This is a genomic window from Streptomyces sp. NPDC052036 (genome assembly GCF_040680495.1).
GTDB lineage: Bacteria > Actinomycetota > Actinomycetes > Streptomycetales > Streptomycetaceae > Streptomyces.
Window position 1 is genome coordinate 12,190 of the sequence record NZ_JBFAWW010000006.1, and the last position, 23,644, is coordinate 35,833.

A 23,644-nucleotide genomic window follows, 5' to 3' on the forward strand; every position below is an offset into this window, starting at 1 on the left:
CGGCACCCCCTTGGGCCCCCAGGGATTGCCTAGCCCGCTGCCATGTGGTCGAGGCGGCGCAGGATCACGCCCTCGCGCAGGGCCCACGGACAGACCTCCAGGGCCTCCACACCGAACAGGTCCATCGCGCCCTCGGCGACCAGCGCGCCCGCGAGGAGCTGGGCCGCCCGGCCCTCGGAGACGCCCGGGAGGTCCGCGCGCTGCTCGGCCGTCATCCCGGCGAGCTGCGGCACCCAGGCCTCCAGGGACTCCCGCTTCAGCTCGCGCTGCACATACACGCCCTCGGCCGAACGCGCCGCGCCGGCGAGGCGGGCGAGCTGCTTGAAGGTCTTGGAGGTGGCGACGACGTGGTCGGGCACCCCGAGGCGGCTGAACTCGCCGACCGTACGCGCGATCTCGGTCCGCACATGGCGGCGCAGCGCCCTGATGTCCGCGGGATCCGGCGGATCGCCGGGGAGCCAGGACGCGGTGAGCCGGCCCGCGCCCAACGGCAGCGACACCGCCGCGTCGGGTTCCTCGTCCATGCCGTAGGCGATCTCCAGCGAGCCGCCGCCGATGTCGAGGACGAGCAGCTTGCCCGCGGACCAGCCGAACCAGCGGCGGGCCGCGAGGAAGGTCAGCCGCGCCTCCTCCGCGCCGGTCAGCACCTGGAGCTCGACGCCTGTGGCCTCCTTGACCCGGGCCAGCACGTCGTCCGCGTTGCTCGCCTCGCGCACCGCGGAGGTGGCGAACGGCAGCAGGTCCTCGACGCCCTTGTCCTCGGCGGCCTGGAGGGCGTCGCGGACGACGGCGATCAGCTTGTCGACCCCTTCGGGGCCGATGGCGCCGTCGCCGTCGAGCAGCTGGGCGAGCCGCAGTTCCGCCTTGTGCGAGTGCGCGGGCAGCGGGCGCGCGCCGGGGTGCGCGTCCACCACCAGCAGATGCACTGTGTTCGAACCCACGTCGAGGACACCGAGTCTCATGTACGGAACGCTACTGCCAGTACGACGATCCTCAGGCCCTGAAGCGGCCCGGAGCCACTTACCCTGGATGCGTGCCAAAGACGAAAAAGGCGAAGTCCGACAAATCCTCCAAGGGATCGAAGGATTCTCCGCAGGCGAAGGCGTCCCCCTCCAAGAAGGCCCCGAGCGTGAGCGACGAGAAGGGGCTCGATTTCGCGCGCGCGTGGGTGGAGTTTCCGGATCCGGCCGACGACGAACAGGTCTTCCGCTGCGATCTGACATGGCTGACCTCGCGCTGGAGCTGCATCTTCGGAAGCGGCTGCCAGGGCATCCAGGCGGGCCGCGCGGACGACGGCTGCTGCACGCTGGGCGCGCACTTCTCGGACGAGGACGACGAGAAGCGGGTGGCCGAACACGTCGCACGGCTGACGCCGGAGATCTGGCAGAACCATGACGTGGGCATGGAGACCGGCTGGGTTTCGGTGGACGACGAGGGTTCCCGCCAGACCCGCCCCTATCAGGGCTCGTGCATCTTCCAGAACCGGCCCGGGTTCGCGGGCGGCGCGGGCTGCTCGCTGCACATCCTGGCGCTGCGGGAGGGCCGCGAGCCGCTGGAGACCAAGCCGGACGTGTGCTGGCAGCTGCCGATCCGGCGGACGTACGACTGGATCGACCGGCCGGACGACACGCGGGTACTGCAGGTGTCCATCGGTGAGTACGACCGCCGGGGCTGGGGCCCGGGCGGCCATGACCTGCACTGGTGGTGCACGTCGGCGACGTCGGCGCACGGCGCGGGCGATCCGGTGTACGTCTCGTACCGGGCCGAGCTGACCGAGCTGATGGGCAAGGCGGGGTACGACCGCCTGGTCGGGCTGTGCGAGCAGCGCCTGGCGTCGCAGCTGCCGCTGGTGGCGCCGCATCCTGCCGATCCGGTGGAGTGAACTGAGCGGCGGGTTTCGCCCCGTGCGTGCAAGGGCCCCGCGTGTACGGGGGCCCGTGCGCGTGAGGGCCCGTGCGCGTGAGGGCCCGTGCGCGTGAGGGCCCGTGCGCGTGAGGGCCCGTGCGCGTGAGGGCCCGTGCGCGTGAGGTGGGTGCCCCGTGCGCTGCGGGGTGGGTTGTCCTACGTCTGTGGTGGCCGGGCCTACGAGGACGGGCTCGGGGTGGCGCTCCCGGCGGGCGGCGGGGTCGAGGCCGGGGGGTCCTGGGAGGGCGGCGGGTCCGTGGTCGGCGGGTCCGTGGGCGTCGGGTCGCCGGGCGTGGGTCCGGGGTCGGACGTGGGCGGATCGCTCGGTACGGGGGCGGACGGACCGGTGTGCACGGGGGTGGGGCGCGGGTCGGGCGGCACCGCCGTCCCGTAGCCGTCGATCGAGACCACGACGCCCGCGGGTGCCACCGTCACGCGCGCGTGCCAGGGGCCGGACGGTTCGCGCAGGGGATCGACGTACACCCGGACCGTGATCGACGCCCCCGGGGCGAGCGTTCCGGACGTCTGGCTGAGGGAGAGCCAGGAGGCTCCGGTGGACGCCGACCAGGAGACCGGCGCGCTGCCCGACGCGGTCAGCGTGACGAGGGTCGTGGTGCCGTCGCCCGCCGCCGTCACTGTGAGGTGCCCCGCTTCCCGGGCGCCCGTCCGCACCCCGATGACCTCGACGGACACATCGGGCTGGCGGCCGTCCTTGCCGAAGCGGGCGCCGGGTCTCGTACGCGCGTTGCCCGCGTTCTCGTAGCCGTCCGAGCCCGTGCCGCCGAGCACGGCGGAGTCGTGCAGCTCGCGCGCGGTGACCGTGCGGCCGTCGGTGCCCTCGCCGGTGAGGGGCGCACCGCGGTAGGCCGCCCACAGGGCGATGACGGGGGCCGCGACCACGGCGGCGACGACGGTCGTCGTGACGGCACGCGCGCGTAGACGGTCGCGGCGCGCCGCGTGGTCCTTGGGGTCCATGGGGAAGCCGCGCCGGTCGAAGCGGGGAGCACCGCCACGCGCGCGGGGGACGTGCGCCATCGCGGCGTGCAGGGCCGCGCGCGGAGCCTCGAGGACGGGGAGCGCGGCGGGGGTGACGCTGGTGCCCGGCCAGGCACCGGGGACCGCCCGCTCGGCGGTGCGACGACAGCGGGGACAGTCGTCGACGTGCCGGACGAGTTCGCGGCGCAGGGTGGCGCTCAGCACGAACTGGTGGTCGTCGGTCAGGCGGGCGACGCTCGGGCAGGAGCCGGTCTCGACGACCGCGAGCGCGGCGCGAGTGCGCTCGACCTCGCAGGCGGCGGAGGCGAGGAGTTCCCGTGCGGCTGCCAGGTCCATGCCGAGGACGGCGGCGACCTCCTGGGCGGTGAGCTGGTGACGCACGGCGAGTTCCAGCGCCTCCCGCTGCTCGGGCGTCGTACCGGCCGCCTCGGGCCAGGCGAGCTGGGCGAGTTCCTGTCTGCGCTGCTGCCGGATCTCCTCGGGGACGGCTCCCTCGGGTGCGGAGGCACCGGCGATCGCCTCGGCGGCGCGCCGGTCGTCGGCCTCCCGGTACCCGCGCGGACCGCGGTCGCGCCCCGCGGCGTGACCGGCCTGGCGGCGGCGCCGGGCCTCGGCGAGCCGGCGCAGACAGGACCAACGGACCAGCGCGTACAGCCAGGCACGGCAGTCTTCGGGGGTGTCCGGGGCGCGGGTGCCGCGGCGGTCGGCGAGCGTGAGGGCGTCCCCCAGGGCGGCCGTCGCCGTGTCGTGGTCGCACAACACGGACAGGCAGTAGGTGAACAGGCCGTCGAGGTAGGGCTCGTATCGCGCGGGAGGGCGCTGTGCCGTGCTGCGGGCGCTGCCACCGCGAGGCACGCTCCCCCGCTTGCGAGCGTCGTTGCGCGCTGGGCGTGCGCCGGTGGCGTGCGTGGAAGTCTCCGGCCTGCTGCTCATCACCTGTGCGACCGTAGGCGCCCACAGGCTGCACCTTCTTCCACCTTGCGCACTTTTACTCCGTACGGGTGAAACGATCCCTCAAAACGGGCCACGAGAAGCGGGTGCGGCGGGCCCAGCGCGCGCCGGCGCTCCGACCGCGCGCAGGTCCCGGGCGCTCCGCCCCCCGCCTGCGCGCCGCGGGCGCCGGGCGCCGGGCGCCGGGCGCCGGGGGAGTCGGGGCGGGTTCCCGCGGGGGGTAGGGGACAGGGGGCAGGGAGCAGGCCGGGGTCGGCGCGGGCGAGGGGCGGAGTCGGTGTCGGTATCGATGTCGGTATCGATGTCGGTATCGATGTCGGTATCGATGTCAATGTCGCGGCCGAGGGTTCCGGTGTCGTGGGCCGCGGCCCCTGGTGTCAGTGGGTCCCGCTACGGTTTCGTCCATGGCTGCCCGTACGAAGACCACCAAGGACCGGCCGTCCTACCGCTGCACCGAGTGCGGCTGGCAGACGGCCAAGTGGCTCGGCCGCTGCCCCGAGTGCCAGGCCTGGGGCACGATCGAGGAGTACGGCGCGCCCGCGGTGCGGACGACGACACCGGGCCGGGTGACCACCTCCGCCGTCCCCATCGGCCAGGTCGACGGACGGCAGGCCGCCGCCCGGTCCACCGGCGTGCCCGAGCTGGACCGCGTTCTCGGCGGCGGGCTCGTGCCGGGCGCGGTCGTGCTGCTGGCCGGCGAACCCGGCGTCGGCAAGTCCACGCTGCTGCTGGACGTCGCGGCGAAGGCGGCGAGCGACGAGCACCGGACGCTGTATGTGACGGGCGAGGAGTCGGCGAGCCAGGTGCGGCTGCGCGCCGACCGCATCGGGGCCATCGACGACCACCTCTACCTGGCGGCGGAGACCGATCTCTCCGCCGTGCTCGGCCACTTGGACGCGGTGAAGCCGTCCCTGCTCATCCTGGACTCCGTGCAGACCGTCGCGTCGCCCGAGATCGACGGCGCGCCCGGCGGCATGGCCCAGGTCCGGGAGGTCGCCGGGGCCCTCATCCGCGCCTCCAAGGAGCGCGGCATGTCCACCCTCCTCGTCGGCCACGTCACCAAGGACGGCGCGATCGCGGGCCCGCGCCTGCTCGAACACCTGGTGGACGTCGTCCTGCACTTCGAGGGCGACCGGCACGCCCGGCTGCGCCTCGTACGAGGCGTCAAGAACCGGTACGGCGCGACCGACGAGGTCGGCTGCTTCGAGCTGCACGACGAGGGGATCACCGGCCTGGCCGACCCGAGCGGTCTGTTCCTGACCCGTCGCGACGAGCCGGTCCCCGGCACCTGCCTGACCGTCACCCTGGAGGGCCGCCGGCCCCTCGTCGCCGAGGTGCAGGCCCTGACGGTCGACTCGCAGATCCCCTCCCCGCGGCGTACGACGTCGGGCCTGGAGACCTCCCGCGTCTCGATGATGCTGGCCGTGCTGGAGCAGCGCGGCCGGATCAGCGCCCTCGGCAAGCGGGACATCTACTCCGCGACGGTCGGCGGGGTGAAGCTCTCCGAGCCGGCCGCGGACCTGGCGGTCGCGCTGGCGCTGGCGAGCGCCGCGAGCGACACCCCGCTGCCCAAGAATCTGGTGGCGATCGGCGAAGTGGGCCTCGCGGGCGAGGTAAGACGCGTCACAGGGGTCCAGCGCCGGCTGTCCGAGGCCCACCGTCTGGGCTTCACACACGCGCTCGTTCCGAGCGATCCCGGCAAGATCCCGCACGGGATGAAGGTGCTGGAAGTGGCGGACATAGGGGACGCCCTGCGGGTCCTTCCGCGCTCCCGTCGGCGAGAGGCCCCACGGGAGGAGGAGGACCGCCGGTAGACTTTGCCCTGGTCTCGCCCGTCCGTACGAACCGAGAGTGCGACACGGGAGCGCCCCAGAACCTGCGACCGGAGGAGTGCAGTGGCAGCCAACGACCGGGCGGCAGCTCCCGGAAAGTACGGCGGGAGTTCCGGTGCCGATGGCCTGATGCGCGCCTCTCTGAGCGCCGTGGCTCCCGGCACGGCCCTGCGCGACGGACTCGAACGCGTGCTCCGCGGCAACACCGGCGGCCTCATCGTGCTCGGCTCCGACAAGACCGTCGAGACCATGTGCACGGGCGGCTTCGTCCTGGACGTCGAGTTCACGGCCACCCGGCTGCGGGAGCTGTGCAAGCTGGACGGTGCCCTGGTGCTCTCCTCGGATCTTTCGAAGATCCTCAGGGCGGGCGTGCAGCTGGTGCCCGACCCGACGATCCCGACGGAGGAGACGGGCACGCGCCACCGCACGGCGGACCGGGTGAGCAAGCAGGTCGGCTTCCCCGTGGTCTCGGTCTCCCAGTCGATGCGCCTGATCGCGCTGTACGTCGACGGGCAGCGCCGGGTGCTGGAGGACTCGGCGGCGATCCTGTCCCGCGCCAACCAGGCTCTCGCCACCCTGGAGCGGTACAAGCTCCGCCTGGACGAGGTGGCCGGCACGCTGTCCGCGCTGGAGATCGAGGACCTCGTGACGGTCCGGGACGTCTCGGCGGTGTCGCAGCGGCTGGAGATGGTCCGTCGTATCGCGACCGAGATCGCGGAGTACGTCGTCGAGCTGGGCACGGACGGCCGTCTGCTCGCCCTCCAGCTGGACGAGTTGATCGCCGGGGTGGAACCCGAGCGGGAGCTGGTGGTGCGCGACTACGTGCCCGAGCCGACCGCGAAGCGCTCCCGCACCGTCGAGGAGGCGCTGTCCGAGCTGGACGCGCTGTCCCACGCCGAGCTTCTCGAACTGCCCACGGTGGCCCGCGCCTTGGGCTACACCGGCTCCCCCGAGGCGCTCGACTCGGCGGTGTCCCCGCGCGGATTCCGGCTGCTCGCGAAGGTCCCGCGGCTGCCCGGCGCGATCATCGACCGCCTGGTGGACCACTTCGGGGGCCTGCAGAAGCTGCTCGCGGCGAGCGTCGACGACCTCCAGACGGTGGACGGCGTCGGCGAGGCCCGGGCGCGCAGCGTCCGCGAGGGCCTGTCGCGACTGGCGGAGTCGTCGATCCTCGAACGGTACGTCTAGCCTTCGGCGCCCTCTGGGGCCGGGGCGGGGTCCCTGAGGCCGGGGCGGGGCCCGCCGGAAAACCGGTGGAACGGCACCGCTGCCGCCTCTACGTTCGGAGGATGACTACCCGAACGTTCCGGATCACCGTCCGCGGCGTCTTCGACGGGCTCGACGACGGGCAACGGACCGAACTCCTGGCCCACGCCGCCGAGCACGACGTGCTGCACGCCGCGTTCACCCCCGAGGGCCATCTCAGCTACGACCTCGCGGCTCGTGCCGCCTTCACCTTCCGCTTCCTCGACTCGGGCGAGGCCGAGGAGGACATCCTGGAGGCGACGGAGCGCGCCGAGGCCTCCGCCCGGGCCTGGCTCACCGAGCACGGCTACGGCTACAAGAACCTCCGCTCCAGCGCCGAGGACCTCTCGCAGGCCCCGCTCGGCAAGCGCCGACGGCAGGCCCTCACCCGCCCGTCCTCCTGACCGGCCCCCGAGCGTCCCGCCGCCGGCATCAGTCCTTGGACAGCACGAACGACGTCTGGGCCTTCGGGAAACCGGAGGCCTTCGCCTCGACCAGATAGGTGCCCGCGGGCACCGAACCCGCCGGCGGCGTCGCGCAGTTCGGCGCGCTCTGCTTGCGGTCCCACTTGACCGTGTAGGCGACATGAGCGTTCGCGGGCACACGGAACAGCACGCTGCCCGAGCCGCTCGGGCAGTCGGCCGACGACCACACGTCCTTGTCGCTCCCGGTCTGAGTGACCGTCAGCACCGCACCCTTGGGGCCGAGATCGATCTTGCAGTCGGTGCCGGAGGAGTTCTTCGCGTCCAGCTCGAACGCGGGGGTGTCTCCGGGCTCGTAGGTGTTGTGGACGCTCCGCAGGGTCAACTGGACCGACCCCGGTGAGCAGTTGGGCAGGGAGGACCCGGAACCGGCCGGCAGTTGCCCCCCGGCGGAACCGCCGTTGCCGCTGCCGTCCGACCCGTCGGATCCCGTACCCGATCCCCCGGACCCCGTATCCGAACCACCCGAGCCGTCGGACCCCGACGATCCGGACGAACCCGCCGACCCGGAACCGCCTCCACCGCTCGACTCGTCCCGCCCGCCCGGGTGTTGGCTGATCGCCGGTCCGGTTCCGGACGGACCCGGAGTGATGGACGACGTGGGGTGCTTGCCGTCCGAGCCGTCCGCCTTGTTCTTGCCACCGCCGCCACCGGCCGTGACCACCCAGGCGATCAGCAGCGCCAACAGGGCTAGCACAGACAGCATTACGGCCCTCCGACGCCAGTAGATGGAGGAGGGAAGCGGCCCGACCGGATTGCGCAGAGATCCCACGGCGAAAACTGTACGAGAGATCGGAGCCGCGCCTTGCCCCACCCGCCGCCCCGGCATCAACTTTTCCGGATCATCATCCCGGGCGCCCTCCGTCGAACGGTGCCGCGGAACACGCCACGGCACCGGGCGACGCGCCGGTCCCCCGAAGCGCTCCCGCGGCCCGCGCTCCGCTCACCGCGCCCCCACCGCACTCCGCCCTCCTCCTCGCGCCCCCACCCACCGCACTCCGCGCCGCTCCTCACCCCGTCCGCCCGCCGCACTCCGAGCTCCGCGCCCCTCCCCACCCCGTCCGCCCGCCGGGACCCGGGCGCACCGACACAACACCCCCACCGAGGCCGAACCCCCACCCCACCGCCCCTCACGTGGCAGGATCGAAAGCGTCATGACTGCACCCACCACCCCCACCCCCGTGCCCACTCCCGCCCTCGAACCCGCCCAGACCGACGACCTCACGGGCAGGGCCCTGCACGCCCCGGTCATCGCCTGGTTCAACGAGCACGCCCGCGATCTCCCCTGGCGGCGCCCGGAGGCGGGGCCGTGGGGCGTGATGGTCAGTGAGTTCATGCTGCAGCAGACGCCGGTCAACCGCGTTCTGCCCGTCTACGAGCAGTGGCTCGCCCGCTGGCCCCGCCCCGCCGACCTCGCCAAGGAACCCCCCGGCGAGTCCGTCCGCGCCTGGGGCCGCCTCGGCTACCCGCGCCGCGCCCTGCGTCTGCACGGCGCCGCCGTCGCCATAACGGAACGGCACGGCGGCGATGTACCCACCGATCACGCCCAGCTGCTCGCCCTGCCCGGCATCGGCGAGTACACGGCCGCGGCCGTCGCGTCCTTCGCCTACGGCCAGCGGCACCCGGTCCTCGACACCAATGTGCGGCGCGTCCTGGCGCGCGCCGTCACCGGGGTGCAGTACCCGCCCAACGCCACCACCGCCGCGGAACGCAAGCTCGCCCGCGCAGTGCTGCCCGAGGACGAGCACACGGCGTCCCGCTGGGCCGCCGCCTCCATGGAGCTGGGCGCGCTGATCTGCACCGCGAAGAACGAGACGTGTCACCGCTGCCCGATCGCCGCGCAGTGCGCCTGGCAGCTGGCCGGGAAGCCGAAGCACGACGGCCCGCCGCGCCGCGGCCAGACGTACGCGGGGACGGACCGTCAGGTGCGCGGCCGGCTGCTGGCCGTCCTGCGGGAAGCCGTGGGTCCGGTCCCCCAGTCGGCCCTCGACCGGGTGTGGGACGAGCCGGTGCAGCGCTCCCGGGCCCTGGACGGCCTGGTCTCCGACGGCCTGGTGGAGCCGCTCCCCGGCGGCCTCTACCGCCTTCCGCTCACCTGACCCCGCCCGCCCGGGCGCGCACTCCTCACTCCAGCGCCCGGGCGCGCTCCTCACTCTCGCGCCCGGGCGTGAGATCCACATCGCCACGCCCGGGCGCGCGATCGGCTGTCCCCGCCCCCGAACGCATCCCGCGTCCCGTCGTTCGCACAGTCGTAGGCCAGCCCACAGATCGTCCGCTCACAGCTGTTACCTGGTCAGGTCACAGAGTTCGCGACCCTCCAGCCGGACAAATCACCCCATATCCTCCCCAACTACCGCTTCCCTTTACCCAGTTCCTCCGTCTGTTACACAACCGACGGACAGCCGAGCGCTCTCCGCAGGCTGGCTCGGACAACGCCGTGACAACCCGTCCGTAACTTCATATGCGTGCCGGGGATCGCCCGGCACCGGAGCCGAGAGCGGCTCACACGGACTTTTGCGGAACGGCACCCGGCTGGGGAACGCAGCCGGCGGACGGGTCCGAAAACGGGGAACGGAGGCGGTTGGAATGGCGCACGGCGAGGTGCTCGAATTCGAAGAGTACGTACGCACCCGGCAGGACGCGCTGCTGCGCAGCGCCCGTCGGCTGGTGCCCGACCCGACCGACGCCCAGGACCTGCTGCAGACCGCTCTGGTGCGCACGTACGGTCGCTGGGACGGCATCGCCGACAAGCGGCTGGCGGACGCTTACCTGCGACGCGTGATGATCAACACGCGCACCGAGTGGTGGCGGGCCCGCAAGCTGGAGGAGGTCCCCACCGAGCAGCTGCCGGACGCCTGCGTCGAGGACTCCACCGAGCAGCACGCCGACCGTGCTCTGCTGATGGATGTCCTGAAGGTGCTCGCTCCGAAGCAGCGCAGTGTCGTGGTGCTGCGACACTGGGAGCAGATGTCCACGGAGGAGACGGCCGCCGCCCTCGGCATGTCGGCCGGTACGGTCAAGAGCACGCTGCACCGGGCGCTCGCCCGGCTCCGGGAGGAGCTGGAGGCCCGCGACCTGGACGCACGCGCGCTGGAGCGTGAGGAGCGGGAGCGTTGCGCGGCCTAGGCACGGGGGCCATACGGCCCAGGGAGGTCCTCAAGGCGGCGATGGCGGCTGTGGCCGTGGTCGCCGCCCTCGGGCTTTTCGTCTCCGCCTGTGCCACCGGTGGCACGGGCGCACGGGACGAGGGTCCGGCGGCCCATGACCCGGTGGTCGCGGGCGCCGCGACGCCCTCCGCCTCGCCGACCAAGAAGGAGCCCACGCGGCTGGACGTGGTCAACATGGTCAAGGACGATCCGAAGGTCGCGAAGGCGGTCAAGGACGATCTGAAACCGTGCGTGGCCGATGAGTACCCTGTCGACGTCTCGTACGGCGACGTCACCGGCGGCACCGCGAACGACATCGTCGTGAACGTGATGACATGCAGCGATGCCGTCGGCCTCGGCTCGTACGTGTACCGCATGGAGAATCACAAGTACGAGAATGTGTTCCGGGCCGAGGAGCCTCCGGTCTACGCGGAGATAGACCGCGGTGATCTGGTGGTGACCCAGCAGATGTACGAGAAGGGCGACCCGGTGTCGTATCCCTCCAGCGAGGAAGTGATCACCTACCGCTGGACGGCGAGCCACTTCGCCGTCGTGTCCAGTACGCGCAACGTGTACAGCAACGCGGTGGGCAACGGCGGCAAGTCCGCCCCGGCAGGGAACTGAGAGAGCGGATGGCAGAGCAGACCCACGTCCTGTTCGTCGAGGACGACGATGTGATCCGCGAGGCCACCCAGCTCGCCCTGGAGCGGGACGGTTTCGCGGTCACCGCCATGCCCGACGGTCTGTCGGGCCTGGAGGCGTTCCGCGCCCGTCGCCCCGACATCGCCCTGCTGGACGTGATGCTCCCCGGGCTGGACGGCGTCAGTCTGTGCCGCCGTATCCGTGACGAGTCGACCGTCCCGGTGATCATGGTGTCGGCGCGCGCCGACTCCATCGACGTGGTGCTCGGCCTGGAGGCCGGCGCCGACGACTATGTGACCAAGCCGTTCGACGGTGCCGTGCTGGTCGCGCGCATTCGCGCGGTGCTGCGCCGCTTCGGGCACGCGGGCGGCCCCGACCGGGGCACCGAGGACTCCTCGTCCATGAGCGGCGGCACCCTCGCCTTCGGCGAACTGGAGATCGACACCGAGGGCATGGAGGTACGGCGGTCCGGGCAACCGGTGGCGCTCACCCCGACCGAGATGCGGCTGCTGCTGGAGTTCTCGTCGGCACCGGGCACGGTGCTGTCGCGCGACAAGCTGCTGGAGCGGGTGTGGGACTACGGCTGGGGCGGTGACACCCGGGTCGTCGACGTCCATGTGCAGCGACTGCGCACGAAGATCGGCCAGGACCGGATCGAGACGGTCCGCGGCTTCGGCTACAAGTTGAAGGCTTGAGCAGAAGCATGCGGGGGATTCTCGGACGTCTGATCACGGACGACCCGGCCATACGGACGGGCCTCAGATGGAAACTCAGCGCGGCGATCGCCCTGGTCGGCGCGCTGGTCGCGATCGCGCTGAGCCTGGTCGTGCACAACGCGGCGCGGGTGTCGATGCTCGACAACTCGCGCGACCTCGCCATCGAGCGGATCCAGGTGGCCCAGCGGATGTACGAGTCCGGGCGCACCCAGACCTTCGGCGTCAAGGTCGACGACCCGACCATCCCCCGGGATCTGCTGCAGAAGGTCCTGGAGGGCCGGCGGGCCACCTTTGTCTCCGAGGGCGCGCACGGCGTGCCGGACATCTGGGCGGCCGTGCCGCTCAAGGACGGCCGGGTGCTGTCCCTGCACACCCGTTTCACCGACCGCAGCGCCGATGTGATGAAGGACCTCGACCAGGCCCTGATCATCGGTTCGATCGCCGTGGTCCTCGGCGGCTCGGCGCTCGGCGTGCTGATCGGCGGGCAGCTGTCGCGGCGGCTGCGCAAGGCGGCGGCCGCGGCGAACCGGGTCGCCGCGGGCGAGACCGACGTCCGTGTGCGGAAGGCGATCGGCGGTGTGGTGCGCGACGAGACCGACGATCTGGCGCGCGCGGTGGACGCGATGGCGGACGCGCTGCGGCAGCGTCTGGAGGCCGAGCGCAGGGTGACCGCGGACATCGCGCACGAACTGCGCACGCCCGTCACCGGCCTGCTCACGGCGGCGGAACTGCTCCCGCCCGGGCGGCCCACGGAACTGGTGCGGGACCGCGCACAGGCCCTGCGCACACTGGTGGAGGACGTCCTGGAGGTCGCCCGGCTGGACGGCGCCTCCGAGCGGGCGGAACTCCAGGACATCATGCTCGGCGAGTTCATCACCCGGCGGGTGGCCGCGAAGGACGCCGATGTCGAGGTCCGGGTGATCCATGAGTCGGAGGTCACCACGGATCCGCGCCGTCTGGAGCGCGTCCTGTTCAATCTGCTGGCGAACGCGGCCCGGCACGGCAAGCCGCCGATCGAGGTGTCGGTCGAGGGCCGGGTGATCCGCGTACGGGACCACGGGCCCGGCTTCCCGGAGGAACTGCTGGCCGACGGGCCGAGCCGCTTCCGTACGGGCAGCTCGGACCGCTCGGGGCAGGGCCACGGCCTGGGCCTGACGATCGCGGCGGGCCAGGCGCGGGTGCTGGGTGCGCGCCTGACGTTCCGCAACGTACGGCCGGCCGGCACGCCGGAGCACATGCCGGCCGAGGGGGCGGTGGCGGTGCTGTGGCTGCCGGAGCACGCGCCGACGAACACGGGAAGCTTCCCGATGCTGCCGCTGTCCGGCGGCTGAACCGCCTCCCTGGTGCTGTGGCACTAGGACGTGTTTCGAAAGTCCCGTCCGGCCCGCGACTCCCCCAGCCTGGCGGCTGGGAGGTGCCCCCAGGCACGGCACCTCGCCGCGTTGTCGGGGGCGTCCGCGTACGCCCAGTACGCGGACGACCCTCCGCCTTGCGATGCACCGCACCAGACGCCGCGGGCCCCGCCCTTCGGGCGGGCGACGCTACTTTCGAAACACGCCCTAGCCGCTTCTACTTGGCCCACTCCTTGTCGAAGTCCAGGCCGCCCTCCCGGCGCTGGGTGAAGGAGAACCAGTTGCCGGAGTCGTCACGGAAGAGCGCCTCGGTGCCGTAGGGACGCTCCTGCGGCTCCTGGAGGAACTCCACGCCCCGCTCCTTGAGCTTCTTGTAGTCCCCGTGGATGTCGTCGGTGGCCAGCACTCCGGCGCCGAGGGCGCCCTTGGCGATGAGCTTCCTCATCATCTCGGCGGACTCGGGGTCCATCGCGGGCGGGCCCGGCACCATGAGCGTCAGCTCCACGTCCGGCTGGTCCGGCGCGCCGACGGTCAGCCAGCGCATACCGCCGTCGCCCATGGTCATGTCCGTACGGACCTCCAGGCCGAGCTTCTGTGTGTAGAACTCCTTGGCCCGGTCCTGGTCGAGGACCCAGACGGTGGTGATGGCGAGTCCCTTGATCATGGCGTTCTCCCAGGGGATGCGAGGTGCTGTTGCGTTGCCACCGTAGGCAGCGCGACGGTCAGTCCGCTTCTCCGGAATTGCGCTCCCGGTCCGCGGCTCCCGGGCGGAAGCCGCCGGCCCAGAGCATGGCGTAGCAGCCAGGTATGAGCGCGGCGCCGCGGCCCACGTGCTTGGTGCGGTACTCGCTGGGGGTGAGGCCGGTCCAGGTCTTGAACCGGGCGGAGAACGTGCCGACGCTGCTGAAGCCCACGAGGTGGCAGATCTCGGTCACAGTGAGATTCGCCGTGCGCAGCATCTCCTCGGCCCGCTCGATCCGGCGGTGCGTCAGATACTGGCCGGGGGTCTCCCCGTAGGCCCCCTTGAAGGCACGGATGAAGTGATACCGCGAGTACCCGGCGTGTGCGGCCACGGCGTCGAGATCGAGGCCGGGGTCGGCCCAGTCCCGGTCCATCGCGTCCTTGGCGAGCCTCAGCTGCCGCATCTTGTCCACAGGTCGATGCTGCCACGGGGCACTGACAGCGCACGGCGGCGCGGAAACGGCGAAGGCCCCCGGAGCGGTGGGGCTCCAGGGGCCTTCGGGGGCCGGGGCAGGTGCGTCAGACGGCCTCTGCCACCGTCGCCTGCAGCTCCGCGGCGTCCCCAGCCGCGTCCCCGGCCTGCTTGTCCGGTCCGGCGCCGCGCAGCGGGACCTCCTTCACGAAGACCGCGGCCACCAGCGCCGCCACGGCCACCACCGCGCCCAGCAGGAAGGCCGAGTGCGTGCCCGCCGACACCGCGTACTGGTACGCCTCCCGGGCCGCCGCCGGCAGCTTCTCCAGGCTCTTCGCGTCCAGCTGGGCGGACTGCTCGGTGATCTTCGAACCGAGGGCGCCGGCCCGCTTGGCCATCTCGTCCTGCACCCGGTTGTTGAACAGCGCGCCCATGATCGCGACACCGAAGGAGGAGCCGAGCGTACGGAACAGGGTGGTGGACGAGGACGCGACGCCCATGTCCTTCATCTCGACGCTGTTCTGCGCCACCAGCATGGTGATCTGCATCAGGCAGCCCATTCCGGCGCCCAGGACGGCCATGTACACGCCCGAGGTGAAGCGGGTCGTGCCGGTGTCCATCTGGGACAGGAGGTACAGGCCGGTGATCATCAGCACGCTGCCGACCAGCGGGAAGACCTTGTAGCGCCCGCTGTTGGTGGTGACGCGGCCCGCGATCATCGACACGACGAGCATCGCGCCGAGCATCGGCAGGAGCAGCAGTCCGGAGTTGGTCGCGGAGGCGCCCTGCACCGCCTGCTGGTACAGCGGCAGGAACAGCGTCGCACCGAACATCACGAAGCCGGTGATGAACCCGATCACCGACATCAGCGTGAAGTTGCGGCTGCGGAAGATGTGCAGCGGCACGACCGGCTCGGCGGCCTTGGTCTGCCAGAACACGAACCCGACGAGCGCGGCGACACCGATGCCGATCAGCTCCATGATCCGCGCGGAGGTCCAGGCGTACTCGCTCCCGCCCCAGGTGGTGACCAGCACGATCGAGGTGATGCCGACCGTGAGCAGGGCGGCCCCGAGGTAGTCGATCCGGGTCTTGGCGCGCTTCCTGGGCAGATGGAGTACGGCGCTGATCGCGATCAGGGAGACTATGCCGAGCGGCAGGTTGATGTAGAAGGCCCAGCGCCAGCCCCAGTGGTCGGTGATCGTGCCGCCGACCAACGGGCCGCCGATCATCGCGAGCGCCATGACGCCGGCCATCATGCCCTGGTACTTGCCGCGCTCCCGCGGCGGGATCAGGTCGCCGATGATGGCCATGACCCCGACCATGAGGCCGCCGGCACCGAGGCCCTGCACGGCGCGGAAGCCGATGAGCTGGCCCATGTTCTGCGCCATGCCGCTGAGCGCCGAACCGATCAGGAAGATCACGATCGAGCTCATGAAGGCGCCCTTGCGCCCGTACATGTCGCCGATCTTGCCCCACAGCGGGGTGGAGGCGGCGGTCGCGAGCGTGTACCCGGTCACCACCCAGGACAGGTGCTGAAGCCCGCCGAGCTCGCCCACGATCGTCGGCATCGCGGTGCCCACGATCATGTTGTCGAGCATCGCGAGCATCATCGCGATCATCAGTGCGAGCAGGACGACTCGCACGCTCCGTGGCTGCTTCTCGGTCTCGGGCGGTGCCGTGTTGTCCGCCATGCTCCCCAACTCCCCTAGGTCTTGCCTGCCGCCCGGCCACTTACTTGCCGCCCGGCTAGTTGACTACACTGAGGGAAGGTAGCCCCGGAACTAGCCGGGCGTCAAGTAAGTTTGGGGCCTGCCTGTCGGGCGGTAAGCAGGTATTCGAGGTCCGAGGAGTACGAGGATGGGCAGCACGACCATGGATGGCACCAAGCGGCAGCGGCGGGGGGACACCCACCAGCGGATCCAGGACGTGGCGCTCGAACTCTTCGCCGAGCAGGGTTATGAGAAGACCTCGCTGCGAGAGATCGCGGAGCGCCTGGAGGTCACCAAGGCGGCTCTCTACTACCACTTCAAGACCAAGGAAGAGATCCTCGTCAGCATCTTCGAGGATCTGACCCGCCCCATGGACGAGCTGATCGAGTGGGGCAAGGCTCAGCCGCACACCCTGGAGACCAAGCGGGAGGTGCTGCGCCGCTACAGCGAGGCGCTGGTGGAGGCGGCCCCGCTGTTCCGCTTCATGCAGGAGAACCAGGCCACGATCCGCGAGCTGAGCATCGGCAACGAGTTCAAGGACCGGATGCTCCAGATGCGCGACATCATCCGGGACCCGGACGCCTCGCTGACCGACCAGGTCCGCTGCATCAGCGCGCTGTTCACCATGCACGCCGGGATGTTCGTCCTCCAGGAGGTCGAAGGCGACGCGGAGGAGAAGCGCAAGGCGGTCCTGGAGGTCGCCATCGACCTGGTGACCCAGGCGCACGCCGAGCCTCAGGCGTCGTAGCGACCCGGGGGCGCCGTGGGGACACCCGGCCGCTCACCTGCTCAGATCGCCACGCCCTTGGCGCGCAGGAAGGCGAGGGGGTTCACGGCGGACCCGTAGTGCGGGGTCCTGCGGATCTCGAAGTGCAGATGGGGCCCGCTGGAGTTGCCGGTGGAGCCGGAGAGCCCGACGCGCTGCCCGGTCGTCACTTTCTGGCCGGGCCGCACATCGATCCGCGAGAGATGGGCGTACTGGGAGTACGTGCCGTCGGCGTGCCTGACGACGACGGCGTTGCCGTACGCGAACCCGTCGCCGGCCCCGTTGCCGCCCGCCTTGACGACGGTTCCCGCGTGCACGGCGACGACCCGGGTGCCGCTCGGCACCGCGAAGTCCTGGCCGCTGTGCCCGGCCCGCCACATCCCGCCGGCCCGGCCGAAGCCCGCCGTCAGCCCGTACTGCTCGACCGGGCCGACCCAGGCGGCCGTGCCCGACGCGGCACTGTCGGCGGCGGTGGCGACCCCGGACCCCAGCAGGGCCGTGACTCCCGCACCGGCGGCCAGCACGGCGATCCGGCGGCGGAGCCGAGACCTACGGGACAGGGAGTGGGCACGCAGGGGCATGGGGACCTCGCGAAGTCGGGGACTTGACCATCCCTTGGTACAAGCTGCCCGCGACACCCTCAAAACCCCTGCACTACGACGATTCTTCGTACCGATCGAGCGGGAATTCCACCCTCTTGACAGAAGGGGCACCAATGGGGAAGTCGGGGCGAAAGGGCCGCATAGCGCGCCATTCGCACGGCACCCCCTTCTCACACCCGGGTACTAAATGTCCTTTTTGTCGATAACGCTCTTCTGCTAGGTCCCGTAGTACGGCCCGCGCTCCTGTGTGCCATGTCACCGCCCCAGTGGCCCGTGCCCCGCGATGGAAAAGCCATTTCGGGTTCCTGAGGAAGCCGGGAAGCCGGGCCTCATGGAAAGCTCGCGGCGAAAAAGGGGCTGCCCCGGGACCGAAAGTCCCGGGGCAGCCCCTGGCGAAACCGCGGAGGTCACGCCTCCTTGCTCAGGTTCGGACCGCCACCGGCCGCCTGCTCGATCGGCGGAACGTCCGGCAGTGCCGACTTCTCCTCACCGCGGAAGGTGAAGGTCTGGCTGTCGCCCTCGCCCTCCGTGTCGACGACCACGATGTGGCCCGGACGCAGCTCGCCGAAGAGGATCTTCTCGGAGAGCGTGTCCTCGATCTCGCGCTGGATCGTGCGGCGCAGCGGTCGGGCGCCCAGCACGGGGTCGTAGCCCTTCTTCGCCAGCAGCTCCTTGGCGGACTGGGCCAGCTCGATGCCCATGTCCCGGTCCTTGAGCCGCTCGTCGACCTTGCTGATCATCAGGTCGACGATCCGGAGGATGTCGTCCTGGGTCAGCTGCGGGAAGACGACCACGTCGTCGACGCGGTTGAGGAACTCGGGCCGGAAGTGCTGCTTCAGCTCGTCCGAGACCTTGTTCTTCATGCGCTCGTAGTTGCTCTTCGTGTCGCCGGCCGCGGCGAAGCCCAGGTTGAAGCCCTTGGAGATGTCCCGGGTGCCGAGGTTGGTCGTCATGATGATGACCGTGTTCTTGAAGTCCACGACCCGGCCCTGGGAGTCGGTCAGACGACCGTCCTCCAGGATCTGCAGCAGCGAGTTGAAGATGTCCGGGTGGGCCTTCTCGACCTCGTCGAAGAGGACGACCGAGAACGGCTTGCGGCGCACCTTCTCCGTCAGCTGACCGCCCTCCTCGTAGCCCACGTAGCCGGGGGGCGAACCGAAGAGACGCGACACCGTGTGCTTCTCGCTGAACTCCGACATGTCGAGGGAGATCAGCGCGTCCTCGTCGCCGAACAGGAACTCGGCGAGCGCCTTCGACAGCTCGGTCTTACCGACGCCGGACGGGCCCGCGAAGATGAACGAACCACCCGGACGCTTCGGGTCCTTCAGACCCGCACGCGTACGGCGGATCGCCTTCGAGAGCGCCTTGACGGCGTCCACCTGGCCGATGACCCGCTTGTGGAGCTCGTCCTCCATGCGGAGCAGGCGGCTGGACTCCTCCTCGGTGAGCTTGAACACCGGGATGCCCGTGGCGGTGGCCAGGACCTCGGCGATCAGCTCGCCGTCGACCTCGGCGACGACGTCCATGTCGCCGGCCTTCCACTCCTTCTCCCGCTTGGCCTTCGCGGCGAGCAGCTGCTTCTCCTTGTCGCGGAGAGACGCCGCCTTCTCGAAGTCCTGGGAGTCGATCGCGGACTCCTTGTCCCGGCGGACGGCCGCGATCTTCTCGTCGAACTCGCGCAGGTCCGGCGGCGCGGTCATCCGGCGGATGCGCATCCGGGAACCCGCCTCGTCGATCAGGTCGATCGCCTTGTCCGGCAGGAAGCGGTCCGAGATGTAGCGGTCGGCCAGGGTGGCGGCCTGGACCAGGGCCTCGTCCGTGATGGAGACGCGGTGGTGCGCCTCGTAACGGTCGCGCAGACCCTTGAGGATCTCGATGGTGTGCGGCAGGGACGGCTCCGCGACCTGGATGGGCTGGAAGCGGCGCTCCAGGGCCGCGTCCTTCTCCAGGTGCTTGCGGTACTCGTCCAGCGTGGTGGCGCCGATGGTCTGCAGCTCACCGCGGGCCAGCATCGGCTTCAGGATGGAAGCCGCGTCGATGGCGCCCTCGGCGGCACCCGCACCGACCAGCGTGTGCAGCTCGTCGATGAACAGGATGATGTCGCCGCGGGTGCGGATCTCCTTGAGCACCTTCTTCAGGCGCTCCTCGAAGTCACCGCGGTAGCGGGAACCGGCGACCAGCGCGCCCAGGTCGAGGGTGTAGAGGTGCTTGTCCTTGAGGGTCTCGGGCACCTCGCCCTTGACGATGGCCTGCGCCAGGCCCTCGACGACCGCCGTCTTGCCGACGCCGGGCTCGCCGATGAGGACCGGGTTGTTCTTGGTCCGGCGGGACAGCACCTGCATGACCCGCTCGATCTCCTTCTCGCGCCCGATGACCGGGTCGAGCTTGGACTCACGAGCGGCCTGGGTGAGGTTCCGGCCGAACTGGTCCAGGACGAGGGAGGTCGAAGGCGTGCCCTCGGCCGGTCCGCCGGCGGTGGCGGTCTCCTTGCCCTGGTAGCCCGACAGCAGCTGGATGACCTGCTGGCGGACACGGTTGAGGTCTGCGCCCAGCTTGACCAGGACCTGGGCGGCGACGCCCTCGCCCTCACGGATCAGGCCGAGCAGGATGTGCTCCGTGCCGATGTAGTTGTGGCCCAGCTGAAGGGCCTCGCGAAGCGACAGCTCCAGGACCTTCTTGGCACGGGGGGTGAAGGGGATGTGGCCGGAGGGGGCCTGCTGGCCCTGGCCGATGATCTCCTCCACCTGCTGGCGGACCGCCTCGAGCGAAATCCCGAGGCTCTCCAGGGCCTTAGCGGCGACACCCTCACCCTCGTGGATCAGGCCCAGGAGGATGTGCTCGGTGCCGATGTAGTTGTGGTTGAGCATCCGGGCTTCTTCCTGAGCCAGGACGACAACCCGCCGCGCGCGGTCGGTGAACCTCTCGAACATCGTTAATCGCTCCTCAGAGCGGTCAGGCAGTAAGGGGACGCTCCCCTCCCTGTCCTTCCGCAGCTTAGTCCCGCAAGCGGGGACCGCTCATTCCAACTGCCGACACCGTCCTTGGCCTCCTGACCCCGAACGCCGACATCTGCTCCAACCCGATGGTGCGAGACGATGTTCCCGCAGGCCAGGCAGATACCCCACTCGCCAGTACGCCTTTGGCGAACGTGGGGCGGCCCGTCCTGCGTGTCGCCCCCTCCCACTAGGGATGTCTTACCCGTACGCACGGACACTCCATGCCGCGCGCACCGGTTCCCTCCGCTACGGGCGAACATCCTTGCGCTGCCGAACAACCCCGCACGCCCTTGTTCCCGACACTCTGCGCAGTCATGGCACCACCCAGCGTAACTCGGGGCCTACTCGGGCTGTTGCTCCGGGCATGGTCCACACAGTGCCCCTGCTTTCCACGGTGCCCCTCCCCCGCCGACCGCGCGACCCGGACGGGACGGCACGCCGCTGGTACGAGGACGGGCTGGGCTGGGCCACCGTTCCCGGAGAGCCGTTGCGGCTGGTCACAGGCGTGCGCTTCGACGTCCTGGAGGTTCCCGCCGCGGCCGGTTCGGCCGCGCTGCGGCATCTGGGTCCCCTGTCCCCGGTGGCGCTGCACGGGGACCGCATGCGGCTGCTGGTGGCCGCGGGCAGCGCGGACGAGCTGCCGGGGCTGCTCGACTGGCTGGAGTGGGGCTCCCTGGCGGTGGATCTCACCGCCGTCGGAGCGGGTGGGCACATCGAGGCGCCGCTGCCACCGGATCGGGCGCCCGCCGACGGCTCCCCGGACACCGGCGCCCCGGTCCCGGCCGTCGGCCCGCTGACCCCGGACCGCGCGATCCGGCCGCTCTCCCCGGACCGGACCGGTTCACAGGGGGCCGCCGTCTGGCTGCGGCCCCCCGAGCCGGGAAGCGATATCGAACTGCTGCTGCCGACTCTGTCGGCCGTGGGGGGCGTTGGGGGCGCCCCCGATCTGGTGCGGCTGGTCGACACGATGGCCACGCAGTGCCACCGGGTACGGCTGCGCCGCGCGTGCCCTCAGGCGTTGGCCTTCTCGTAGGCCTCGCGGATGGACGCCGGAACACGGCCGCGGTCGTTGACCTCGTAACCGTTCTCCTTCGCCCAGGCACGGATCTGCGCGGTGTCCTGGCTGCCACCCGTAGCGGCTGCGCGGGTCTTGCCGCGACCGCCCGCCGCGCGGCCACCGGTACGACGACCACCCTTCACATAGGGGTCGAGAAGGCCACGGAGCTTGTCCGCATTGGCGGTCGTGAGATCGATCTCGTACGTCTTGCCGTCCAGCGCGAACGTGACGGTCTCGTCCGCCTCGCCACCGTCGAGGTCGTCGACAAGAAGGACCTGAACCTTCTGTGCCACCGGATTTCCTTTCATCGATAACTTCAGGGCTGAGGGAGTGCGGCCTGCGCCGCTTGTTTCGCGTCCCCTGTTATATGCAGTACTGCAGTACGTCGGAAAGCAAACCGCTTTTGCTGGAAAAACACAAACCCCTGGGAGAGGTCAACCTGAGGAGGGCGACCCGGAAACATACGCGTTTCGGACATAGGGAACCTGGGCAACGCTGTCCGACTGAAGCGGGGGTCGAATAGTCCGGGGGATGCCTTGACGATCACAGATGCAGAAGCATCCGGCTGTTGCCCAAGGTGTTCGGTTTCACTCGTTCGAGACCGAGGAACTCCGCAACGCCCTCGTCATAGGAACGCAACAGCTCCGCGTAGACATCGGTGTCGACAGGCGTCTCACCGATCTCGACGAAGCCGTGCTTCCCGAAGAACTCGACTTCGAAGGTCAGGCAGAATACGCGGCGAACGCCGAGCCAGCGGGCGGTCTGCAGCAACTTCCCCAGCAACTGGTGCCCGACACCGAGACCCGTGGCCTCTGGCTTCACCGCGAGAGTGCGCACTTCCGCCAGGTCTTCCCACATGACGTGCAGGGCTCCGCAGCCGACGACCTCGCTGTTGTCGTCGCGTTCCGCCACCCAGAACTCCTGGATGTCCTCGTAAAGCGTGACCGTCGCTTTGTCCAGCAGGATGCCGCGCCGGACGTAGGCGTCGAGGAGGCGGCGCACCGCCGGGACATCCGTCGTCCGGGCCCGCCGGACGGTGACGGCTTTTGCGGTGGGGCTCTCTGCTGGCATGAGCGGACGCTATCGCCCGGTGCCGCCCCCGTCCGAGCCGGGGTTCTTCTCGTCCCGCGTCTTGGCGGGGTTCTCTGCCGGGGCTGTGCGGGGCTTGCCGCCGGTGCTCCCGGCCGGCCGTTCGGAGGGGGATGCGGATTCGGGGGATTCGGCTTCCACGGGGGTCGCCGTTTCGGTGCCTTCGGCTTCCGCGACGGCCGTTTCGCCGTCTTCCTGCTCCGGGACACTTGACGGGCGCACGATGCGCATGGCGTCCCGCAGCGCCTGTCGCTGTTCGTCGCTCATCATCCCGAAGAAGGCGACGAGTGCGGCGGCCGGGTTGTCGCTCTGCGACCAGGCGTCGTTCATCAGTGCGGCCGCGTAGGCGGCGCGGGTGGAGACGGCCTCATATCGATAGGCCCGGCCTTCCGCCTCGCGGCGGACCCAGCCCTTCTGATGGAGATTGTCCAGCACGGTCATCACCGTGGTGTATGCGATGGACCGTTCCTGTTGAAGGTCTTCCAGGACTTCTCGAACGGTCACCGGGCGGTTCCACTTCCACACCCGCGTCATGACCGCGTCTTCGAGTTCTCCCAAGGGGCGGGGCACCCTCAGCACAATAGTGGGAGATGTCACCAATGGCCTGCCGGACGGGTACTCATACGGCGAAAGGCGGCAAAAAGGGCGTACGACTCGAAAAACGGGCGCGACGTACGCCGGACGGTGCGCGGCGGGGCGGCCTGTGCGGACGGGGCCGGGCGAGTGCGAGGCGGCCGGTGCGGACCGGCGCCGGGCGGGGTGCGAGCCGGCTCGGTCAGCCCTTGGTGACGTGGGGGGCGGCCTGGGAGGCGCTCTCCGCGCGCGCGAGCGCCGCGTCCGCGGCCGCGTCCTCCTTGGCCTTGGCGGCGCCGCCCTGGGTCTTCACGATCACCCTGATGAGCCCGATGAAGAACACGGCCATGACGACCGGGGGCACGAGCGCGGAGACATAGTCCATGGGTCCAGAGTAGCCAGGCCCTGTCCGATGGATTCCGGTCGGGTGGG

At 70.7% G+C, this 23,644-nt stretch carries 23 protein-coding genes; 11 read left to right on the forward strand and 12 right to left on the reverse strand.

Annotated elements, in window-relative coordinates; translation table 11 throughout:
* Window positions 1-29: 29 nt before the first annotated feature.
* Window positions 30-962, reverse strand: a complete 933-nt coding sequence (locus tag AB0L95_RS11310; RefSeq protein WP_365160458.1) for a Ppx/GppA phosphatase family protein — start codon at window positions 960-962, stop codon at window positions 30-32.
* 71 nt (window positions 963-1,033) lie between these two features.
* Between AB0L95_RS11310 and AB0L95_RS11315 the strand changes: the two genes are divergently transcribed.
* Window positions 1,034-1,882 carry a hypothetical protein gene (locus tag AB0L95_RS11315; protein ID WP_365160461.1) on the forward strand — a complete coding sequence of 283 codons (849 nt, stop codon included), beginning with the start codon at window positions 1,034-1,036 and terminating at the stop codon, window positions 1,880-1,882.
* Window positions 1,883-2,082: 200 nt separating this feature from the next.
* Here AB0L95_RS11315 and AB0L95_RS11320 read toward each other — a convergent pair whose 3' ends face one another.
* The gene (locus AB0L95_RS11320; RefSeq protein WP_365160464.1) at window positions 2,083-3,837 is read right to left on the reverse strand and encodes a hypothetical protein; all 1,755 of its coding nucleotides are present in this window, start codon (window positions 3,835-3,837) and stop codon (window positions 2,083-2,085) included.
* A 419-nt stretch (window positions 3,838-4,256) separates the two neighbouring features.
* Here AB0L95_RS11320 and radA point away from each other — a divergent pair, with 419 nt between their 5' ends.
* The 3 genes from radA (at window position 4,257) to AB0L95_RS11335 (ending at window position 7,333) form a co-directional block, all read left to right on the forward strand.
* On the forward strand, window positions 4,257-5,666 hold the full coding sequence (gene radA, locus AB0L95_RS11325) for a DNA repair protein RadA (RefSeq protein ID WP_365160467.1): 1,410 nt from the start codon (window positions 4,257-4,259) through the stop codon (window positions 5,664-5,666).
* Between the two features lie 81 nt (window positions 5,667-5,747).
* Complete coding sequence (gene disA / locus AB0L95_RS11330; protein ID WP_365160470.1) at window positions 5,748-6,872, forward strand: DNA integrity scanning diadenylate cyclase DisA; 1,125 nt, start codon at window positions 5,748-5,750, stop codon at window positions 6,870-6,872.
* A gap of 101 nt (window positions 6,873-6,973) precedes the next feature.
* On the forward strand, window positions 6,974-7,333 hold the full coding sequence (locus tag AB0L95_RS11335; protein ID WP_365160473.1) for a DUF6204 family protein: 360 nt from the start codon (window positions 6,974-6,976) through the stop codon (window positions 7,331-7,333).
* A 28-nt stretch (window positions 7,334-7,361) separates the two neighbouring features.
* Here the strand turns inward: AB0L95_RS11335 and AB0L95_RS11340 are convergent, their stop codons facing one another.
* A complete protein-coding gene (locus AB0L95_RS11340) occupies window positions 7,362-8,183 on the reverse strand; it encodes a hypothetical protein (protein WP_365160475.1) in 822 nt (273 codons plus the stop codon).
* A gap of 382 nt (window positions 8,184-8,565) precedes the next feature.
* Here AB0L95_RS11340 and AB0L95_RS11345 point away from each other — a divergent pair, with 382 nt between their 5' ends.
* The 5 genes from AB0L95_RS11345 (at window position 8,566) to cseC (ending at window position 13,246) form a co-directional block, all read left to right on the forward strand.
* On the forward strand, window positions 8,566-9,510 hold the full coding sequence (locus AB0L95_RS11345; protein ID WP_365160478.1) for an A/G-specific adenine glycosylase: 945 nt from the start codon (window positions 8,566-8,568) through the stop codon (window positions 9,508-9,510).
* Between the two features lie 487 nt (window positions 9,511-9,997).
* The gene (locus AB0L95_RS11350; RefSeq protein WP_311694770.1) at window positions 9,998-10,537 is read left to right on the forward strand and encodes a SigE family RNA polymerase sigma factor; all 540 of its coding nucleotides are present in this window, start codon (window positions 9,998-10,000) and stop codon (window positions 10,535-10,537) included.
* Window positions 10,525-11,181, forward strand: coding sequence for a hypothetical protein (locus AB0L95_RS11355; RefSeq protein ID WP_365160481.1), 657 nt, complete (start codon window positions 10,525-10,527; stop codon window positions 11,179-11,181). Before AB0L95_RS11350 ends, AB0L95_RS11355 begins: the two co-directional genes overlap by 13 nt.
* A gap of 8 nt (window positions 11,182-11,189) precedes the next feature.
* A complete protein-coding gene (gene cseB / locus AB0L95_RS11360; protein WP_365160483.1) occupies window positions 11,190-11,894 on the forward strand; it encodes a two-component system response regulator CseB in 705 nt (234 codons plus the stop codon).
* 8 nt (window positions 11,895-11,902) lie between these two features.
* On the forward strand, window positions 11,903-13,246 hold the full coding sequence (gene cseC / locus AB0L95_RS11365) for a two-component system sensor histidine kinase CseC (RefSeq protein WP_365161004.1): 1,344 nt from the start codon (window positions 11,903-11,905) through the stop codon (window positions 13,244-13,246).
* A 238-nt stretch (window positions 13,247-13,484) separates the two neighbouring features.
* On the opposite strand, the gene AB0L95_RS11370 is transcribed toward cseC, so the two are convergent.
* The 3 genes from AB0L95_RS11370 to AB0L95_RS11380 form a co-directional block, all read right to left on the reverse strand.
* Window positions 13,485-13,931: a VOC family protein gene (locus tag AB0L95_RS11370; RefSeq protein ID WP_365160486.1), complete on the reverse strand. Its 447-nt coding sequence runs from the start codon at window positions 13,929-13,931 to the stop codon at window positions 13,485-13,487.
* A gap of 58 nt (window positions 13,932-13,989) precedes the next feature.
* A complete protein-coding gene (locus AB0L95_RS11375) occupies window positions 13,990-14,412 on the reverse strand; it encodes a helix-turn-helix transcriptional regulator (protein ID WP_365161006.1) in 423 nt (140 codons plus the stop codon).
* Window positions 14,413-14,527: 115 nt separating this feature from the next.
* Window positions 14,528-16,111 (reverse strand): MDR family MFS transporter, encoded by a 1,584-nt coding sequence (locus AB0L95_RS11380; RefSeq protein WP_365160489.1) that lies wholly within the window; start codon window positions 16,109-16,111, stop codon window positions 14,528-14,530.
* 166 nt (window positions 16,112-16,277) lie between these two features.
* On the opposite strand from AB0L95_RS11380, the gene AB0L95_RS11385 reads away from it, so the two are divergent.
* Window positions 16,278-16,877: a helix-turn-helix domain-containing protein gene (locus AB0L95_RS11385; protein ID WP_365160492.1), complete on the forward strand. Its 600-nt coding sequence runs from the start codon at window positions 16,278-16,280 to the stop codon at window positions 16,875-16,877.
* Window positions 16,878-16,918: 41 nt separating this feature from the next.
* Here AB0L95_RS11385 and AB0L95_RS11390 read toward each other — a convergent pair whose 3' ends face one another.
* On the reverse strand, window positions 16,919-17,476 hold the full coding sequence (locus tag AB0L95_RS11390; protein WP_365160495.1) for a M23 family metallopeptidase: 558 nt from the start codon (window positions 17,474-17,476) through the stop codon (window positions 16,919-16,921).
* Between the two features lie 428 nt (window positions 17,477-17,904).
* On the reverse strand, window positions 17,905-20,427 hold the full coding sequence (locus AB0L95_RS11395) for an ATP-dependent Clp protease ATP-binding subunit (protein WP_365160498.1): 2,523 nt from the start codon (window positions 20,425-20,427) through the stop codon (window positions 17,905-17,907).
* Window positions 20,428-20,857: 430 nt separating this feature from the next.
* Between AB0L95_RS11395 and AB0L95_RS11400 the strand changes: the two genes are divergently transcribed.
* Complete coding sequence (locus AB0L95_RS11400) at window positions 20,858-21,526, forward strand: SCO3374 family protein (protein ID WP_365160501.1); 669 nt, start codon at window positions 20,858-20,860, stop codon at window positions 21,524-21,526.
* Here AB0L95_RS11400 and AB0L95_RS11405 read toward each other — a convergent pair.
* The 4 genes from AB0L95_RS11405 to AB0L95_RS11420 form a co-directional block, all read right to left on the reverse strand.
* Entirely contained in the window at window positions 21,505-21,843 is a 339-nt protein-coding gene (locus tag AB0L95_RS11405) for an Lsr2 family protein (protein ID WP_365160504.1), read from the reverse strand. The two genes, AB0L95_RS11400 and AB0L95_RS11405, sit on opposite strands and share 22 nt — an antisense overlap.
* 250 nt (window positions 21,844-22,093) lie before the next feature.
* A complete protein-coding gene (locus tag AB0L95_RS11410) occupies window positions 22,094-22,621 on the reverse strand; it encodes an amino-acid N-acetyltransferase (RefSeq protein WP_365160507.1) in 528 nt (175 codons plus the stop codon).
* Between the two features lie 9 nt (window positions 22,622-22,630).
* The gene (locus tag AB0L95_RS11415; protein WP_365160510.1) at window positions 22,631-23,209 is read right to left on the reverse strand and encodes a BlaI/MecI/CopY family transcriptional regulator; all 579 of its coding nucleotides are present in this window, start codon (window positions 23,207-23,209) and stop codon (window positions 22,631-22,633) included.
* Between the two features lie 205 nt (window positions 23,210-23,414).
* Entirely contained in the window at window positions 23,415-23,597 is a 183-nt protein-coding gene (locus AB0L95_RS11420; RefSeq protein ID WP_365160513.1) for a hypothetical protein, read from the reverse strand.
* Window positions 23,598-23,644 lie beyond the last annotated feature (47 nt).